Source organism: Pseudarthrobacter naphthalenicus (genome assembly GCF_029076445.1).
GTDB classification, from domain to species: Bacteria; Actinomycetota; Actinomycetes; order Actinomycetales; family Micrococcaceae; genus Arthrobacter; species Arthrobacter naphthalenicus.
This window is the reverse complement of record NZ_JARESG010000002.1, coordinates 250208-267843: the sequence shown is the minus strand read 5'-3', so window position 1 is coordinate 267843 and position 17636 is coordinate 250208. Positions and strand designations below refer to the sequence as shown.

At 64.8% G+C, this 17636-nt stretch carries 17 protein-coding genes; 12 read left to right on the top strand and 5 right to left on the bottom strand.

Translation table 11 applies throughout. The features are described from left to right. Positions 1-12 precede the first annotated feature (12 nt). The 3 genes from trpS to PY310_RS03225 are packed head-to-tail and all read left to right on the top strand — an operon-like array spanning position 13 to position 2750. Positions 13-1053 carry a tryptophan--tRNA ligase gene (gene trpS, locus PY310_RS03235; protein ID WP_275212718.1) on the top strand — a complete coding sequence of 347 codons (1041 nt, stop codon included), beginning with the start codon at positions 13-15 and terminating at the stop codon, positions 1051-1053. Positions 1054-1057: 4 nt separating this feature from the next. Beyond that, positions 1058-1663: a 2'-5' RNA ligase family protein gene (locus PY310_RS03230; protein ID WP_275212717.1), complete on the top strand. Its 606-nt coding sequence runs from the start codon at positions 1058-1060 to the stop codon at positions 1661-1663. Positions 1664-1700: 37 nt separating this feature from the next. After that, positions 1701-2750 (top strand): YihY/virulence factor BrkB family protein, encoded by a 1050-nt coding sequence (locus PY310_RS03225; RefSeq protein WP_275212821.1) that lies wholly within the window; start codon positions 1701-1703, stop codon positions 2748-2750. Here the strand turns inward: PY310_RS03225 and PY310_RS03220 are convergent. From PY310_RS03220 to sdhC, 5 genes are all read right to left on the bottom strand, one after another. Beyond that, positions 2707-3477, bottom strand: coding sequence for an alpha/beta hydrolase family protein (locus PY310_RS03220; protein ID WP_275212716.1), 771 nt, complete (start codon positions 3475-3477; stop codon positions 2707-2709). The two genes, PY310_RS03225 and PY310_RS03220, sit on opposite strands and share 44 nt — an antisense overlap. A gap of 94 nt (positions 3478-3571) precedes the next feature. Continuing rightward, positions 3572-4354, bottom strand: a complete 783-nt coding sequence (locus PY310_RS03215) for a succinate dehydrogenase iron-sulfur subunit (protein WP_275212715.1) — start codon at positions 4352-4354, stop codon at positions 3572-3574. 1 nt (position 4355) lies between these two features. Continuing rightward, a complete protein-coding gene (gene sdhA / locus PY310_RS03210; protein ID WP_275212714.1) occupies positions 4356-6155 on the bottom strand; it encodes a succinate dehydrogenase flavoprotein subunit in 1800 nt (599 codons plus the stop codon). Between the two features lie 104 nt (positions 6156-6259). Further along, positions 6260-6721, bottom strand: coding sequence for a succinate dehydrogenase hydrophobic membrane anchor subunit (locus PY310_RS03205; protein ID WP_275212713.1), 462 nt, complete (start codon positions 6719-6721; stop codon positions 6260-6262). A gap of 3 nt (positions 6722-6724) precedes the next feature. Next, a complete protein-coding gene (gene sdhC / locus PY310_RS03200) occupies positions 6725-7105 on the bottom strand; it encodes a succinate dehydrogenase, cytochrome b556 subunit (RefSeq protein WP_275212712.1) in 381 nt (126 codons plus the stop codon). A 257-nt stretch (positions 7106-7362) separates the two neighbouring features. Between sdhC and PY310_RS03195 the strand changes: the two genes are divergently transcribed. The 9 genes from PY310_RS03195 (at position 7363) to PY310_RS03155 (ending at position 17633) form a co-directional block, all read left to right on the top strand. Continuing rightward, positions 7363-8496: a mannose-1-phosphate guanylyltransferase gene (locus PY310_RS03195; protein WP_275212710.1), complete on the top strand. Its 1134-nt coding sequence runs from the start codon at positions 7363-7365 to the stop codon at positions 8494-8496. A 50-nt stretch (positions 8497-8546) separates the two neighbouring features. Beyond that, positions 8547-9746 carry an amidohydrolase gene (locus PY310_RS03190; RefSeq protein ID WP_275212708.1) on the top strand — a complete coding sequence of 400 codons (1200 nt, stop codon included), beginning with the start codon at positions 8547-8549 and terminating at the stop codon, positions 9744-9746. 136 nt (positions 9747-9882) lie between these two features. After that, positions 9883-10317 (top strand): MarR family winged helix-turn-helix transcriptional regulator, encoded by a 435-nt coding sequence (locus tag PY310_RS03185; protein WP_275212706.1) that lies wholly within the window; start codon positions 9883-9885, stop codon positions 10315-10317. A gap of 60 nt (positions 10318-10377) precedes the next feature. Continuing rightward, on the top strand, positions 10378-10809 hold the full coding sequence (locus tag PY310_RS03180) for an organic hydroperoxide resistance protein (protein WP_275212705.1): 432 nt from the start codon (positions 10378-10380) through the stop codon (positions 10807-10809). Then, entirely contained in the window at positions 10806-11828 is a 1023-nt protein-coding gene (locus PY310_RS03175) for an NADP-dependent oxidoreductase (protein WP_275212704.1), read from the top strand. The genes PY310_RS03180 and PY310_RS03175 overlap by 4 nt, the downstream gene beginning before the upstream one ends. Positions 11829-12046: 218 nt before the next feature. Further along, entirely contained in the window at positions 12047-13156 is a 1110-nt protein-coding gene (locus PY310_RS03170; RefSeq protein WP_275212703.1) for a BMP family lipoprotein, read from the top strand. A gap of 175 nt (positions 13157-13331) precedes the next feature. Continuing rightward, positions 13332-14951, top strand: coding sequence for an ABC transporter ATP-binding protein (locus PY310_RS03165; protein ID WP_275212702.1), 1620 nt, complete (start codon positions 13332-13334; stop codon positions 14949-14951). Further along, complete coding sequence (locus tag PY310_RS03160; protein ID WP_414004266.1) at positions 14944-16311, top strand: ABC transporter permease; 1368 nt, start codon at positions 14944-14946, stop codon at positions 16309-16311. The genes PY310_RS03165 and PY310_RS03160 overlap by 8 nt, the downstream gene beginning before the upstream one ends. Further along, on the top strand, positions 16308-17633 hold the full coding sequence (locus tag PY310_RS03155; RefSeq protein ID WP_275212701.1) for an ABC transporter permease: 1326 nt from the start codon (positions 16308-16310) through the stop codon (positions 17631-17633). The genes PY310_RS03160 and PY310_RS03155 overlap by 4 nt, the downstream gene beginning before the upstream one ends. Positions 17634-17636 lie beyond the last annotated feature (3 nt).

Sequence of the window (17636 nt, the reverse complement as noted above, 5' to 3'; positions counted from 1 at the left end):
AGGTTCCAACGAATGACCAGCTCACCTTCACAGGGCCGCAAACGGATTCTTTCCGGCGCCAAGCCCACAGCCGACTCCCTGCACCTGGGCAACTACATCGGTGCCGTCCGCAACTGGGTGGACATGCAGTCCGCCTACGACGCCGTGTTCTTCATCCCCGATCTGCACGCCATCACCGTGGACTTCGACCCGGCCGAACTCAGCAACCGCACCCGCGTGGTGGCGGCCCAGTACATCGCGGCCGGCATTGATCCGGACAAGAGCATCTTCTTCGTCCAGTCACACGTCCCCGAGCACGCGCAGCTGGCGTGGGCGCTGAACTGCATCACCGGCTTCGGCGAAGCCTCCCGCATGACCCAGTTCAAGGACAAAACACAGAAGGCCGGCGCCGACGCCGCCACCCTGGGGCTCTTCGCCTACCCCACCCTGATGGCCGCGGACATCCTGCTGTACCAGACCGACCTGGTGCCGGTTGGTGAGGACCAGCGCCAGCACCTGGAGCTGACCCGGAACCTGGCCCAGCGGTTCAACACACGCTTCGGCGAGACCTTCACCGTGCCCGAGGCCACCATCCTCAAGGAAAGCGCGAAGATCTACGACCTGCAGAACCCCACCGCCAAGATGTCGAAAACGGGGGAGTCACCCAACGGCTCCATCCAGCTCCTGGAAGACCCCAAGGTGGCCGCCAAGCGCATCAAGTCGGCGGTGACGGATACCGGCACGGAGATCCGGTTCGACCTCGAAGAAAAGCCGGGCATCTCCAACCTGCTGACCATCTATTCCTCCCTGACCGGCAAACCGGTGCCGGAGCTCGAGGCCGAGTACCAAGGCAAAATGTATGGCCACCTGAAGGTGGATCTCGCCGAAGTCATGGTGGACTTCATCACGCCGCTGCGAAACCGCACCAACGAGCTGATGGCGGATCCGGCCGAGCTGGACAGGCTGCTTGCCCAGGGCGCGGAGCGTGCCCGCGAGATCGCTTCGGTGACGCTCAGCCAGGTCTATGAGCGGATGGGTTTCCTGCCCTCACTGCGCCTGGCCGGAGTCCGCTAGAGCAATGCCGGCCGCGAGGACTGTCAGCGAAGGAGTGAGCGTCGGCGTCATTCTGGGGTTCCCGCCTGCCATCGCGGCGGAACTTCAGCGGTGGCGGGCTTCGTTCGGTGATCCGATGGCCGGGGTGGTCCCCGCCCACATCACGCTGGTCACCACCACCCCCACCGACGACTGGGAAGCCACCCGCGCCCACGTCCATGAGGTGGCCCGCAACCAGGCCCCGTTTATGGTGACCATTTCCGGTACGGGGACTTTCCGGCCGGTTTCCCCGGTGGTTTACATCAACGTGGAAGAGGGCTTCGACGCCTGCGTGGAGCTGCACGAGAAACTTCAGACCGGCCCGCTCCAACGGGACCTGCCGTTTTCGTACCATCCCCATGTCACCATCGCCCACGATGTTGCCCCGGAGAGCCTCGATCAGGCCGAAACGGTGCTCGAAAGCTACAGGGCCACCTTCCCTGTGGTTAGCATGGGACTCTACGAGCATGATGCTGACGGCATCTGGCAGCTACGGGAAGAGTTGGACTTTGGGACCGAAACTGACGACGACGGCGGGGGCGGCGGCACCACGAAAGACGCCGACGCAAACGGAGCCACCGCTTCCCACTGAGCAGGCGCGCCTGAAGCTGGCCGTCATCCAAAAAAGGATGGAGTGGGGCAAGGCCAGAAGATCCGACGGCGGCCCGCTGGCCAGCCTCATGGCGCTGGTCCAGTGGCTGCTCGCCCGGCTTAACGCCTTCCGGCCGATGCGTGCATGGCAGCACTACAACCTCCAGCACGGCCCGCTCATGAGTGCCGGCATCGGCTTCAACATGTTCTTCTCCATCACGGGCCTGCTGGCGACGGGATTCTCCATTGCCGGCCTGGTGCTGCAGGGCCAGCCTGCACTGCTGGACAACATCATCAGCAGCGTGGCCCAAAGTGCGCCCGGCCTGCTGAAACTCAATGGCGGCGCAGGCCTGGTGGATCCCAAGGACCTGCTGAACCCGACCGGCCTGGGCTGGACCGCCGTGATCGCAGCGGTGGTCACCGTGATCACATCCCTGGGATGGATCGCCGGGCTGCGTGACGGCCTGCGCGGCGTGGTGCAGCTGCCGCCACTGAAACTCAACATCATCCTGATGAAGCTGCGGGACGCGGGCACCCTGCTGCTGCTGGGCGTGGCCCTGGTCATCAGCGCGGGCGCGTCGCTGGTGTTCGGCACCGCCGCCGGATGGGTCAGCGACTTCCTCCACCTGGACCCCGTTATCGCCGGTCCGCTGACCACGCTGATCAAGATCGGTGTGCCGCTGGTGCTCAGCTGGGTGACCGCCGTCGTGATGTTCCGCCTGGCGGGCGGGCTGAAGCTCTCCCGGCGTGCGCTGCTGGAAGGGACCATCCTGGCCGCGGTGGGCACCACCATTCTGCAGGTCTTCAGCACTGAACTGCTCGCCGGTGCCGGCCGGAACCCCATCCTGGCACCGTTCGCCATCATCATCGGCCTGCTGATCTGGTTCAACCTGGTCAGCCAGGTCTACCTGGTGTCGGCCGCCTGGTCAGTTGTCCGCGAAGCGGACCTCACGAGCGCGCCTGCCGGTCACGAGAAGGGGCTCTGGGGCTCCCGCCACATCCAGCCCGGCAAGACGCCCGTGGAGCGCGACGGCGGTCCCGCCGCTAGTGCCCGGCGTCCAGGTATTGGTCGGCCCAGGCAGAAATGATCCGGGCGGCACGGGCTGCCTGACCCTTGCCGGTCAGCAGGTGGTCGCTGCCTTCGAGTGAGATGAAGTTCCGCGGGTGGCGGGCGGTTTGGAAGATGGTGCTGGCGTTTTCGATGCCCACCGTGTTGTCCGTGGGGGAGTGCAGCACCATCAGGGGCTTGTGCAGTTGCCGGATGCAGTCCGTAAGGTCCGCGTTCTCCAGGTCCTCCACAAAATGCTTCCGGATCTCCACGCGTTTCCCGCCCAGATCCACTTCGGCGCTGCCCTCGCTGAGGATCCTGTCCAGGGCGGCGTCGAACACGTGCGCCACATGCTTGGGGGAGAACGGGGCACCTACGGTTGCGACGGCGTCGAGCTCGGGAATCTGCCTGGCCGCGGACAGTACGGCTGCACCGCCAAAGGAGTGGCCCACCAGCAGCGAAATTTGCTTGCCCTGCGCGCGCATGAACTCCGCAGCCCTCACCGTGTCCGCCACCTTGTGGCTGAAGGAGCCCTCGGACCAGTGGCCGGCGGACTCGCCCAGCCCCAGATTGTCGAAGCGCAGCATGCCGATCCCGCTGTCGGCCAAGGCCTTGCACATCCTGGACGCGGACGGGCTGTCCTTGCCCAGGGTGAAGCCGTGGGAGAACAGGCCCCAGCCGCGAACCGGCCCCTCCGGAAGGTCAATGATGCCGGAGAGGAGCTCGCCGGTGGTTCCTTCGAAGCTGACTTTTTCAGAGCGGGACATCGTGTGCTGCTTTCGTGGGTGCTGTCAGGAGTTAAACCACGACGGCGCCTATCACCACAAAGGTGGGAGACGCCGTCGTATGCAAAACTGAAAATTAGACCTTGCGCGAGAGGATTGCCTGCTTGACCTCGGCAATGGCCTGGGTCACCTGGATGCCGCGGGGGCATGCTTCGGTGCAGTTGAAGGTGGTGCGGCAGCGCCACACACCTTCCTTGTCGTTCAGGATCTCCAGGCGCATGTCACCAGCGTCATCACGGGAATCGAAGATGAAGCGGTGTGCGTTGACGATCGCGGCCGGCCCGAAGTACTGGCCATCGGTCCAGAACACGGGGCAGGACGAGGTGCACGCAGCGCACAGGATGCACTTGGTGGTGTCGTCGAAACGCTCGCGGTCCTCGGCGGACTGCAGGCGTTCCTTGGTGGGCTCGTGGCCCTTGTTGATCAGGAAGGGCATGACTTCGCGGAACGACTGGAAGAACGGCTCCATGTCCACAATCAGGTCCTTCTCCACCGGCAGGCCCTTGATGGGCTCGACCGTGATGGGCTTGGACGTATCCAGGTCCTTCAGGAGGGTCTTGCAGGCCAGGCGGTTGCGGCCGTTGATGCGCATGGCATCGGAACCGCAGACACCGTGGGCGCAGGAACGGCGGAACGAGACGCTGCCGTCGATTTCCCACTTGACCTTGTGCAGGGCATCCAGCACGCGGTCGGTGCCGTACATGGTCACCTTGAAGTCATCCCACGTGGCGTCCTCGGACACCTCGGGGTTGTAGCGGCGCACACGCAGCGTGACGTCGAAGGAAGGGATGTCCCCGCCCCCGCCGACGCCGGCGGGCAGTTCGATCTTTGAGGCTGGCTCAGCGAGTTCAGCGGTCATCTTAGTACTTCCTCACCATCGGCTCGTAGCGCGTAAAGACCACCGGTTTGGTGGCAAGTCGGATGCCCGCGATTGACTCGGCGGAACCATCCGCCGGTGCGTGGTCATCCTTGTACGCCATGGAGTGCTTCATGAATTTTTCGTCGTCACGTTCCGGGAAGTCCTCGCGGAAGTGTCCGCCGCGGGATTCCTCACGGTGCAGGGCCGCAACCGTCATGACCTTGGCCAGCTCCAGCAGGAAGCCCAGCTCGACAGCTTCGAGCAGGTCCAGGTTGAAGCGCTTGCCCTTGTCCTGGACGCTGATGTTCTTGTAGCGGGCTTCGAAGGACTCGATGTCCCGCAGAACCTGGTTCAGCGTGTCTGCAGTGCGGAACACCTGCATGTTGGCGTCCATGGTGTCCTGCAGGTCCTTACGGATCAGGGCCACCTTTTCGTCACCGGTGCCGTTGCGGGCAATGTTCAGCAGATCGATGGTGTAGGCCTCCGGGTCTTCGGGGAGTTCCACGAAGTCGGCGGTCTTGGAGTACTCGGCCGCTGCAATGCCGGCGCGCTTGCCGAACACGTTGATGTCAAGCAGTGAGTTGGTGCCCAGGCGGTTGGAGCCGTGGACGGACACGCATGCCACTTCACCGGCGGCGTACAGGCCCGGGATCACGGTGTCGTTGTCCTGCAGGACCTCGGCGCTGATGTTGGTGGGGATGCCGCCCATGGCGTAGTGCGCCGTGGGGAACACGGGAACCGGTTCCGTGTAGGGCTCCACACCAAGGTAGGTGCGGGCAAACTCGGTGATGTCCGGGAGCTTGGCGTCGATGTGCGCCGGCTCCAGGTGGGTCAGGTCCAGGAGGACGTAGTCCTTGTTCGGGCCGCAGCCGCGGCCTTCGCGGACTTCATTGGCCATGGAGCGGGCCACGATGTCACGCGGTGCGAGGTCCTTGATGGTGGGTGCATAGCGCTCCATGAAGCGCTCACCCTCGGAGTTACGCAGGATGGCGCCCTCACCGCGGGCTGCTTCGGAGAGCAGGATGCCGAGGCCGGCAAGGCCTGTCGGGTGGAACTGGAAGAACTCCATGTCTTCCAGCGGGATGCCGCGGCGGAAGGCGATTCCCATGCCGTCACCGGTGAGGGTGTGGGCGTTGGAGGTGGTCTTGAAGACCTTGCCCGCGCCGCCGGAGGCGAACACCACGGACTTGGCCTGGAAGACGTGCAGCTCACCGGAGGCGAGGTCGTAGGACACAACCCCGGCCACGCGCTTCTGCTTGTACGGTGTGCCGTCCTCGCGGACGGCGTCTTCCTCGACCGTCAGCAGGTCCAGGACGTAGTACTCGTTGTAGAACTCCACATTGTGCTTGACGCAGTTTTGGTACAGCGTCTGCAGGATCATGTGGCCGGTGCGGTCTGCGGCGTAGCAGGCGCGGCGGACCGGTGCCTTGCCGTGATCGCGGGTGTGGCCGCCGAAGCGGCGCTGGTCGATCCGGCCCTCAGGCGTGCGGTTGAACGGCAGGCCCATCTTCTCAAGGTCCAGCACGGCGTCGATGGCTTCCTTTGCCATCACCTCCGCGGCGTCCTGGTCAACCAGGTAGTCGCCGCCCTTGACGGTGTCGAAGGTGTGCCATTCCCAGTTGTCTTCCTCGACGTTGGCAAGGGCCGCGCACATGCCGCCCTGCGCCGCACCGGTGTGCGAGCGGGTGGGGTAGAGCTTGGTCAGTACTGCTGTGCGCGCGCGCTGACCGGATTCGATCGCGGCGCGCATGCCAGCGCCACCGGCACCGACGATGACGACGTCGTACTTATGGACCTGCATACTTTGGCGCTCTTTCTCTCAAAATTCGCAATAAAACAACGGGCAGGCGTTACCTGCGCCGCAAAACGCAGGCCGTGGCCCGTGGGGCGACGGCCAGGATGTGGCTAGGCGGGGCAGAAGCCGCCGGGCAGCGGGACACCGTTAACTACGGGGCACGGGTTGAACGTGAAGATCACCAGGGTACCCAGGACGATGATCACAGCAGTGGCCGCGTACAGGACGATCTTGAGCCAGAGACGGGTGGAGTCTTTCTCGGCGTAATCGTTGATGATGGTGCGGACGCCGTTGGTGCCGTGCAGCATGGCCAGCCACAGCATGGCGAGGTCCCAGATCTGCCAGAACGGGTCAGCCCACTTGCCGGCGACGAAACCGAAGTCGATGGCGTGGATGCCTTCGCCTACCAGGAGGTTCACGAAGAGGTGGCCGAAGATCAGCACCACCAGGACAACGCCGGAGAGGCGCATGAACAGCCACGCCAGCATTTCGAAGTTGCCCTTGGATCCGCCGCTGCGGCGGTACCGCGGTGAGATCTTCCCGCTGCGGGGGCTGTCGATAGTTGCAGTCATGGCTTAATGACCTCCAAGAGCGAGGGAAAGGTGGCGGATGGAGAAGCCGACCATCACAACTACCCACAGGGCCAGGACGGTCCACAGCATCTGGCGCTGGTACTTTGCGCCCTTCTTCCAGAAGTCCACGGCGATGATACGCAGGCCGTTGAAGGCGTGGAAAACGATGGCGGCAACCAGGCCCGTTTCACCCAGGGCCATGAGGGGGTTCTTGTATGCACCGATGACTGCGGTGTAAGCCTCGGGGGACACACGCACCAATGAGGTGTCCAGCACATGGACCAACAAGAAGAAAAAAATCACTACACCGGTAATGCGGTGTCCTACCCAGGACCACTGGCCTTCACGGCCGCGGTACAAGGTGCCAGCTGGTTTCGTCGGCACTGATAAACCTCCCTGCAACACAGCGGCGCTGGCATGAGATCCACGCGGGGGGAACGCCTGCTGCGAGAGCACTCGTAGCTCAGAGCCTAAATGTAGGCTTCGCTAACAGCTTATTCAATTTAGGAACCACTTGGTGACCCCGCAATGCCGGTGTTTTGGTTTTAATTGAGACGAAGCCCACACTTCGGGGGCCGAAGAACCTCCGCTGGCGCCGCCACAGCGGGGACCGGGAGGCCGGTCGGCTAAAGTAGGCGTTGATGAGTACAGACCAAGTGACAAGCCCGGCATCACCCCTTGACCGTTTTATCGCGGTGATTCCGGCAGGCGGAGTGGGGACCCGCCTCTGGCCCCTGTCACGTGCAGCAGCTCCCAAGTTCCTTCACGATCTCACCGGTTCGGGCAGCACGTTGCTGCGTGCCACGTATGACCGGCTGGAGCCCCTCGCGGGCCGGCGGGTCCTGGTGGTCACCGGCACCGCGCACCGGGCCGCCGTGTGCCGCCAGCTGCCTGAGGTGCAGGACGCCGACCTGGTGCTTGAGAGCGAGCCCAAGGATTCCGGCGCCGCGATCGGGCTGGCCGCCGCCATCCTGCACGAACGCGATCCGGATACCATCATGGGTTCGTTCGCCGCGGATCAGGTGATCAGCCCGGACAACCTCTTCCAGGCGGCGGTGCGCGAGGCTATTTATACGGCGGCTGCCGGCAAGATCGTGACCATCGGCATTAAACCCACGCACCCGTCCACCGGCTTTGGCTACATCCGTGCGGGGCAGGAGCTCCACATCGAAGGTGCACCCAGCGCGCAGGCCGTGGTGGAGTTCGTGGAGAAGCCGGACGAGGACGTTGCCCAGCAGTACGTGGACAGCGGCGAGTACGTCTGGAACGCCGGCATGTTCGTGGCGCCGGTGGCGTTGATGCTCAAGCACCTTGAGGCCAACCAGCCCGAGCTGTTCAAGGGTTTGCTGGAGATTGCCCAGGCCTGGGACACTCCGGACCGTGACGCCGTGACCGCCCGCGTCTGGCCTACCCTGCCCAAGATTGCCATCGACTACGCCGTGGCTGAACCGGCTGCGGCCGCCGGCGACGTCGCCGTGGTGCCGGGCACTTTCGGCTGGGACGACGTCGGGGATTTTGCTTCGGTGGGCAGGCTCAACAGCGCGCGCGAAGTGGACGACGTCACGGTCATCGGTGAGGGCGCCCGCGTCTTTACGGAGAACGCCAGCGGCGTGGTGGTTTCCGACACGAAGCGGGTGATCGCCCTGATCGGCATCAAAGACGTGGTCATCGTGGACACTGGCGATGCCCTTTTGGTGACCACCAAGGAACACGCCCAGCGGGTCAAGGGAGCCGTTGACGCGCTCAAGGCAAGCGGCGATACCGACGTTCTGTAACTCTGCAACCCTGATGACGCTATTCCCCGGACGCTCGCTAGAGTAAATGGGTGCGTAATTACACTACTGAAGCCGAGCCCACCACATTAGTGCGGCCGTGGCTGGAGCCGCTCCTGCCGGAACTGATCGATTTCCGCAGGGACCTCCACGCGCACCCGGAGCTCTCCTTCAAGGAATTCCGCACCACGGACAAACTGGCTGAGCGCCTCGAAGCGGCCGGCCTTACGCCGCGGCGGCTGGAGGGCACCGGCCTCACCGTGGACATCGGCGAGGGGCCGATTGCCACCGCCCTCCGCGGCGATATTGACGCCCTGCCGATCATCGAGGAAACCGGCCTGCCCTTTGCCTCGAGGAACCACGGCGTCACGCATGCCTGTGGTCACGACGTCCACACCGCAACCATGCTCGGCGTCGCCCTGGTTCTACAGAGCATGCACCTGGAATCGCCGCTGGGCGGCACGGTCCGCGTGATCTTCCAGCCGGCTGAAGAGACCATGCCCGGCGGCGCGCTCTCCTGCATCGAGCAGGGCGTTCTGGACGGTGTGCCGCGCATTTTCGCGCTGCACTGCGACCCAAGGATCGACGTCGGACGCATCGGTACGCGCATTGGCGCCATTACGTCCGCCTCAGACACCATCAAGATCGAACTGAGCGGCCGCGGCGGCCACACATCGCGGCCGCACCTCACCGAGGACCTGGTGTTCGCCCTCGCCCAGATCGCCGTCAACGTTCCGGCCGTGCTGTCCCGCCGGGTGGATGTCCGCAGCGGGGTGTCCGTGGTGTGGGGCCAGATCAGCGCCGGATCCGCACCCAACGCCATTCCCGGCACGGGTTACATGGCCGGCACCATGCGCTGCCTCGACCGTGACGCCTGGCACGACGCCGGTGAGCTCCTGGACGAAGTGGTGCAGCAGGTGGCCGCGCCCTACGGTGTGGACGTGCACCTGGAACACACCAGGGGAGTGCCGCCTGTGGTCAACTCCGAGCATGAAACAGCCCTGATTGAGGCGGCCGCCCGCGCCGAACTCGGTGAAAGCGCCGTGACACTGACGCCGCAGTCCATGGGCGGCGAGGACTTCGCCTGGTTCCTCGCCGAACTTCCCGGCGCCATGGTGCGTCTCGGCACCAAGACTCCCGGCGGCGAGGAATACGACCTGCACCGGGGGGACTACATCGTGGATGAACGGGCCCTGGGCCTCGGCGTCCAGGTCCTCACGGCCGCGGCACTCCGGACCATCCGCGACCTCTGATACACCCCACAATCCGCTCCGGACGGACACCTGCCGCACCCATACAGGGCGCAGCAGATGTCCGTTCGGCATTTAAACGGAACAAAGGAACACAGGTAGGTTGTGCACAATTGAATTGTGCCCTATCGTTGTGGTTGTGAATGATGCCCCCCGCCTCGACCATCAGGTCTGCTTCGCCCTCTACTCCGCCTCCCGCGCTGCCACCGCCGTCTACCGGCCGCTGCTGGAAGACCTCGGCCTGACCTATCCGCAATATCTGGTCATGCTGGTGCTGTGGGAGGCGGAACCGAAGGGCGTCAAAGAGCTTGGCGTGGACCTCGGCCTGGACTCCGGCACGCTGTCCCCCCTGCTCAAACGCCTCGAGGCGATGGAGCTGGTGGAGCGGCGCCGGTCCGCGGAGGATGAGCGCCGCGTTGAGGTCCACCTGACGCCGGCCGGCCGGGCCTTGAGCGGCAAAGCCAACGCGATTCCCCAGCGGCTCGCCGAGGCCGCCGGGCTGTCGGCGGTGGAGCTGGAGCAGCTGCGGAGCACCCTCGAACGGCTCACGGACGCCCTGCACAGCTCCCGCTGAGCGCACCATCCACTGACCCCCCAAGATTTTCCGTTATCCACAACCAACAGGACGGACCACATGAAAACCCTTTACACTGCCGAGGCCCTGGCTTCCGGCGAAGGCCGTGACGGCAACGCACGCACCAATGACGGGAAGCTGGATGTCAGCCTGGCCAGCCCGGTGGAGCTGGGCGGCAACGGCCAGGGCACCAACCCGGAGCAGCTCTTCGCAGCCGGCTACGCCGCCTGCTTCCACTCCGCGCTCCGCCTGGTGGGCCGCAAGGAGGGCGCAGACCTGACGGACTCGGCCGTGGCGGCCAAGATCCACTTTGGCGCATTGGACGGCGGCGCGGGGTACGGCCTCGCGGCGGAGCTGGAAATCGCCGTTCCCGCCCTGGACCTGGCCACCGCCGAGGCCCTGGTGGCCAAGGCGCACCAGATCTGCCCTTACTCCAACGCCACTCGCGGCAACATGACCGTAGACATCAAAATCCTGGAGTTCGCCGCATGAGCGCTGCTACATCCCTTCCCACGTCCACCCGCGAAATCCGGCTCGCATCGCGTCCGGTCGGGCGCCCGGTTCCGGAGAACTTCCGGCTCGCCGAGTCGCCGCTGCCCGAACTCCGGGACGGCCAGATCCTGGTCCGCAACCTCTTTATCTCCGTGGACCCCTACATGCGCGGCCGCATGAATGATGTGAAATCGTACTCGGCGCCGTTCGCTCTGGATGCAGCGCTCGACGGCGGCGCGGTCGGCGAGGTGATCGCGTCCGGCTCCGAGGCACGGAAGGTCGGGGACGTAGTGGTGCACCAGCTGGGCTGGCGCGAATACGCTGTCCTGGACACCGACGCAACGTCGGTTGCCCGCACGGACCTGGCTCCGGCGTCGGCCTTTCTTGGCGCGTTGGGCATGACCGGCCTGACCGCGTATGCCGGCCTGCTCAAGGTTGCTGAATTCAAACCCGGCGATGCTGTTTTCGTGTCAGGCGCCGCCGGGGCCGTGGGTTCCCTGGTGGGCCAGATCGCGAAGGCCATGGGCGCCTCGCGCGTTATCGGAAGCGCCGGAACGCCCGAAAAAGTGGCGCGGCTCCTCGAGCTGGGGTTCGACGCCGCCTTTAACTACCGGGACGCGCCTGTCCGTGACCAGCTCAAGGCAGCTACCGGCGGCAAGGGGATCGACGTGTACTTCGACAACGTCGGCGGTGACCACCTCGAAGCAGCCCTGGCGGAACTCAATGTGGGCGGACGCGTAGCCATGTGCGGGGCCATCGCTCAGTACAACTCAACCGACGCCACACCGGCTCCCCGGAACCTTGCGCTCGCCATCGGCAAGCAGCTCACTCTTCGCGGCTTCCTGGTGGGCGGGCAGCGCCAGCACCGCGCGGAGTTCTTCGAGAAGATGGCGGCCTGGCTTGCGGACGGCACCGTCCGGTACGACGAGACCGTGGTGGACGGGCTGGAGAACGCGCCGCAAGCCTTCATGGATCTGCTGGAGGGCGCCAACACGGGCAAGATGCTGGTCCGCCTCTGAGTAGTGGCGCGGTGTGTTCTACCCGTTGGTAACAAATTCTCAACGATCTTCGGGATCCGCGCGGGATGTGGTAGCCGGTGTGCTTCAGGCCACTACTGTTGCTTGTATCAGTGCGCCTCGGCGCAGTGCTGCGAAGCCATCAGTGACAACAGAATTTCAGTGTAGAAACGGACACTCATTGAATTCGAGTCGTAGCGCCACTCTCTCCTGGAGGAAATTTGAAGAACACACTGCGCACCAAGTTCAAGCGCGGCTCGACGGCCGGCGTGGCCTCAGTGGGTGCCGCGGCACTCCTGCTGACCGGCTGTGGCGCCGCACCTGAGAGCGGAAGCACCGCGTCAAACGCGGCAGCTGATTACACCGGCTGCATCGTCTCCGACTCCGGCGGATTCGATGACCAGTCCTTCAACCAGTCCTCCTACGAGGGGCTGAAGAAGACCGAGAAGGACCTGGGCATCAAGGTCAACCAGGTGGAATCGAAGACGAACAACGACTTCGAGCCCAACCTGCGCGCAATGGTCACCGCGGGCTGCAACCTCACCATCACGGTGGGCTTCCTCCTCGGTGACGCCACCAAGGCCCAGGCCACCGCCAACCCCAAGAGCCACTTCGCGATCATCGACTTTGGCTACGCTGATCCGATCAGCAACGTCAAGCCGATCATCTATGACACGGCCCAGGCCGCGTTCATGGCCGGCTACCTGGCCGCCGGTTCCACCAAGACCGGAACCGTGGCCACCTTCGGCGGCATCAAGATCCCGACCGTCACCATCTTCATGGACGGCTACGCGGACGGCGTGAAGTACTACAACGAGAAAAAGGGCAAGAACGTCAAGGTCCTGGGCTGGGACAAGGCGGCACAGGACGGCAGCTTTACGGGCGACTTCGAAAAGCAGGACGTCGGCAAGCAGCTCACCCAGAACTTCCTGGACCAGGGCGCGGACATCGTGATGCCCGTGGCCGGCCCGGTGGGCAAGGGTGCAGGCGCGGCACTGAACGAGGCCAAGGCCGCCGGCAAGGACGTCAAGCTCATCTGGGTCGACTCCGACGGCTTCCTCACGGCTCCGGACTACAAGGACATCATGCTGTCCTCGGTCATGAAGCAAATGGGCGAGGCAGTGGAGACCGTGGTGAAGGAAGACAAGGACGGCAAGTTCAGCAACACGCCGTACGTTGGCACGCTGGCTAACGACGGCGTCCAGCTGGCTCCGTTCCACAGCTTTGATTCACAGGTGCCGGCCGATCTGAAGTCCGAACTGGACCAGATCAAGAAGGACATCGTGGCCGGCAAGCTGAAGGTCGAGTCTGCGGCGAGCCCGAAGGTATAACCTCCCTCGCTAAGCGCCACCTCCCGGATGGTCATCGACTGGCCGGGCGGTGGCGCTTTTCGTTGGAAGCCTCCCCGCGCGCAACAGCCCACCCGGGACTGCAGGCACTAGGCTGGTGCTGCAGTCCCAAATCCCGTCCGGTACGGTTACGGACGCTTCGAGATTGGTCAGAGTTTTGAAACTTGAACTCAGAGGGATCACCAAACGATTCGGCTCCCTGCTCGCCAACGATCACATCGATGTGGTGGTTGAACCCGGTCAGATCCATTGTCTGCTGGGCGAGAACGGGGCCGGCAAATCCACCCTGATGAATGTGCTGTACGGGCTCTACGAGCCCACCGAGGGCGAGATCCTCGTTGATGACAAACCCGTTTCCTTCCGCGGCCCCGGCGACGCCATGGCCGCCGGGATCGGCATGGTGCACCAGCACTTCATGCTGGTGCCCGTGTTCACCGTTGCGGAGAATGTGGCCCTGGGCGCCGAAAGCACCAAAGCAGGCGGCTTCCTCAACCTGGACGACACCCGCCGCAAAATCCAGGAAATCTCGGACCGCTACGGCTTCGACGTGGACCCGGACGCGCTTGTGGAGGACCTCCCGGTGGGAGTCCAACAGCGCGTGGAGATCATCAAGGCGCTGGTTCGGGACGCGAAAGTGCTGATCCTGGATGAACCCACCGCCGTGCTGACACCCCAGGAAACCGACGAACTGCTGGACATCATGCGCCAGCTCAAGTCCCACGGCACCTCCATCGTGTTCATCTCGCACAAGCTGCGGGAAGTGAAGGCGGTCTCGGACACCATTACCGTGATCCGGCGCGGCAAAGTGGTGGGCACAGCCAATCCCGGCGATTCCACGACGGCCCTGGCCTCGATGATGGTGGGCCGCGCGGTCAACCTGACACTCGACAAGGCCCCGGCCAAGCCCCTGGAAAAGACTTTCAAGGTCAAGGACCTCACCGTCATCGCTCCGAACGGGCAGCACACGGTGGACGGCATCAGCTTCGACATTGCCCGCGGGGAGATCCTGGCCATCGCGGGAGTCCAGGGCAACGGCCAGACGGAACTTACCGAGGCCATCCTCGGACTGCAGGACCGGGTGCACGGCTCCATCCTCCTGGACAACGTGGAGCTGGTTGGCCGCAGCGTGAAGGACGTCCTCAACGCCGGCGTCGGCTTCGTACCCGAGGACCGGTCCGTTGACGGCCTGATCGGCACGTTCTCCATCGCCGAGAACCTGGTGCTTGACCGTTACGATCAGCCGCCGTTTGCCAAGGGCATCAGCATGAGCCCGGCGAAGGTCCTCGAAAACGCAAAATCCCGGATCGACGAGTTCGATGTCCGGACTCCCTCAGGTCTGCTGGCGGCCGGCACCCTGTCCGGCGGCAACCAGCAGAAGGTGGTCATGGCACGGGAACTGTCCCGGCCGCTGCGCCTCTTCATCGCCTCGCAACCTACCCGCGGTGTGGACGTCGGCTCCATCGAGTTCCTGCACAAGCGGATTGTTGCCGAACGCGATCAGGGCACGCCGGTGATGATCATTTCCACCGAACTCGATGAGGTCATGGAACTCGCCGACCGCATCGCCGTGATCTACAAGGGAAAGCTCGTGGGCATCGTCCCCGCCGGAACCGGCCGCGACGTCCTGGGGCTGATGATGGCCGGCATCCCGCAGGAGGACGCAGCCGCCACCGGTCACGGTGTTGACACCGCGCACCCCGCCCAGCCTGCCCACACAGACGCCGCAGCCGCCGAAGGCCGCGCAACCTCCAGCCCCGAAGGAGGCCACCGTGCCTGACGAGGACACCCCCAGACACGTCGACCAGCACCCCAGGACCCACGAAAAAAGCGCGGCGGCCGAAGAAACTGCCGCCGTCGTGGCCGTGGATACTGCCGGCGGCGCCATCAGCCCCTCGGCAGTGCCTGCCACCGCCCAAAGCGGAAAACTGCCCGGCGCCCCGGACACCGTGCTCCGAAAGATTTTCACCGGCAGCGGTGTGGTCTCGGTCCTTGCGGTGTTGCTGGCGCTCATCCTGGGCGGCCTGCTGATTGCCGCCACGGACGAGCGGGTGGCCACCACCTCGGGATACCTGTTCGCCCGCCCCACCGACTTCCTCGCTGCCGTCTGGAACGCCGCCACCCGGTCCTATATCGCGCTGTTCCAGGGCTCGGTCTTCAACCCCAGGGGTTCGGGCCTGGCCGTGCAGTTCGCGCCGCTGATGGAAACCCTCACCATCGCCACGCCGCTCATCACCGCGGGCCTGGGCGTTGCCCTGGCGTTCCGGGCAGGCCTGTTCAACATTGGTGCCCAGGGCCAGATCATCATGGCCGGCATCCTCGCCGCCTGGGTCGGTTTTGCCCTGCACCTTCCCCTGGGCCTGCACCTCCTGCTGGTCCTGGTGGCAGGCATTGTGGGCGGCGCGCTCTGGGGCGGGCTGGTGGGCCTGCTCAAGGCCCGGACAGGGGCCCACGAAGTCATCCTGACCATCATGTTCAACTACATCGCCCTGTACTTCCTGCGATACCTGCTGAACACTCCGGCGTTCCAGCGCCCGGGGGAGTCCAACCCCATCTCGCCCATCCTGGACCCCACTGCCGTCTACCCGCAGATCTTTGGCTCGCAGTACCGCCTGCACCTGGGCTTTCTGCTGGCCATCGCGGCCACCGTCCTGGTGTGGTGGCTCCTGAACCGCTCCACGGTCGGCTTTGAATTCCGGGCCGTGGGGGCCAACCCCAAGGCCGCCCTGACCGCCGGGATCAACGTCTCCCGCTCCACCATCCTGGTGATGGCCATCGCCGGCGCCCTGGCCGGCATGTCCGGCGTCGCCCAGGTGGCCGGCACGGAAAAGGTCCTGACCGACGGGGTCGCGGCGACGTATGGCTTCGACGCCATTACGGTGGCACTGCTGGGACGTTCGACGCCGTGGGGTACCTTCGCCGCCGGCCTGCTGTTCGGCGCCTTCCGCGCCGGCGCCGTGCAGATGCAGATCCAGACGGGAACCCCCATCGACATTGTCCTGGTGGTTCAGTCGCTGATTGTCCTCTTCATTGCGGCCCCGCCCCTGGTGCGGGCCATCTTCGGGCTCAACCCCCGCCGCAAGAAGCCGGTCAAGGCCGGCAAATCCCAGCAGGCAGCAACCACCGGAGGCGCAGCATGAGCGCAACAGCAACATCGCCCCTGCCGGGAAAGGGAACCCCCGGCACAGCGCCCCGCGCAGGCGAGGCACCGGAAACGTCCGGGAAACCGGTGATCTGGAAGACCCCTGTGGTGCTCTCCGGACTGGCCCTGGTGGCCTTCATATTCTTCGGGCTGATGGGTTCTGGGCAGACGGCCAAGTTCGGCATATCCACCGGCAGCGATTTCTTCCAGCTACCAGCCCTCGAAATCCCTGCCATGGCGGGCGGCATCGTGCTCTCAGTCCTGATGCTGGGGCTGGCGGCGTATGCCATCTACCTCAAAACCAGGAACCGGCCAACCCCGGCCTGGCTCACCATCACCTTCACCGTGCTGTTTGTGGCCGCCTTCCTGATCTGGGTTGTGGGCGGAGCACGAACCCCCAGCATCTCGCTGGCCGGGCTCATCGCCGGTTCGGTGACGCTGGCCGTTCCGCTCGTTTTCGGCTCACTGTCCGGCGTGCTGTGTGAGCGCGTGGGCGTGGTTAACATCGCCATCGAGGGTCAGCTCCTCGGCGGTGCGTTCACGGCGGCCATCGTGGCCAGCGTTACCCAAAACCCGTTCGTGGGCCTGCTGGCGGCCGCCGTCGCCGGCGCGGCAGTATCCATGGTGCTGGCAGTATTCAGCATCAAGTACCTGGTCAACCAGATCATTGTGGGTGTGGTGCTCAACGTCCTGGTTTCGGGCGTGACCGGCTTCCTGTTCAGCACCGTTATGCAGGAGAACAAAGCCAGGTTCAACTCCCCGCCCGGCCTGGACATTGTCGAGATCCCGGTCCTCTCCAGCATTCCCATCCTCGGCCCCATCCTGTTCAAGCAGTCCGTGGTGGGGTACCTCATGTACGTCGCCGTCATCGTGGTCTGGGTGGGGCTGTTCAAGACCAAGTGGGGCCTGCGCGTCCGCGCCGTCGGGGAACATCCCCAGGCCGCGGACACCATGGGCATCAAGGTCAACGCCACGCGCTTCTGGAACGTGACCCTGGGAGGTGCCATCGCGGGCATCGGCGGGTCCTTCTTCACCCTCGTGGCGATCGACAGCTTCACCAAAGAGATCTCCGGCGGCCGAGGCTTCATCGCCCTGGCCGCCCTGATCTTTGGCCGGTGGAACCCCATCGGTGCGTTCTTCGCCGCCCTGCTGTTCGGTTTCGCGGACAACCTGCAGAGCATCGTGACCATCATCGGAACCCCGGTGCCCAGCCAGTTCATGGCCATGCTGCCGTACCTGGTCACCGTGCTCGCCGTTGCCGGGCTCGTTGGCCGGTCACGGCCGCCGGCGGCCAGCGGCATCCCCTACGTCAAGGGATGACGG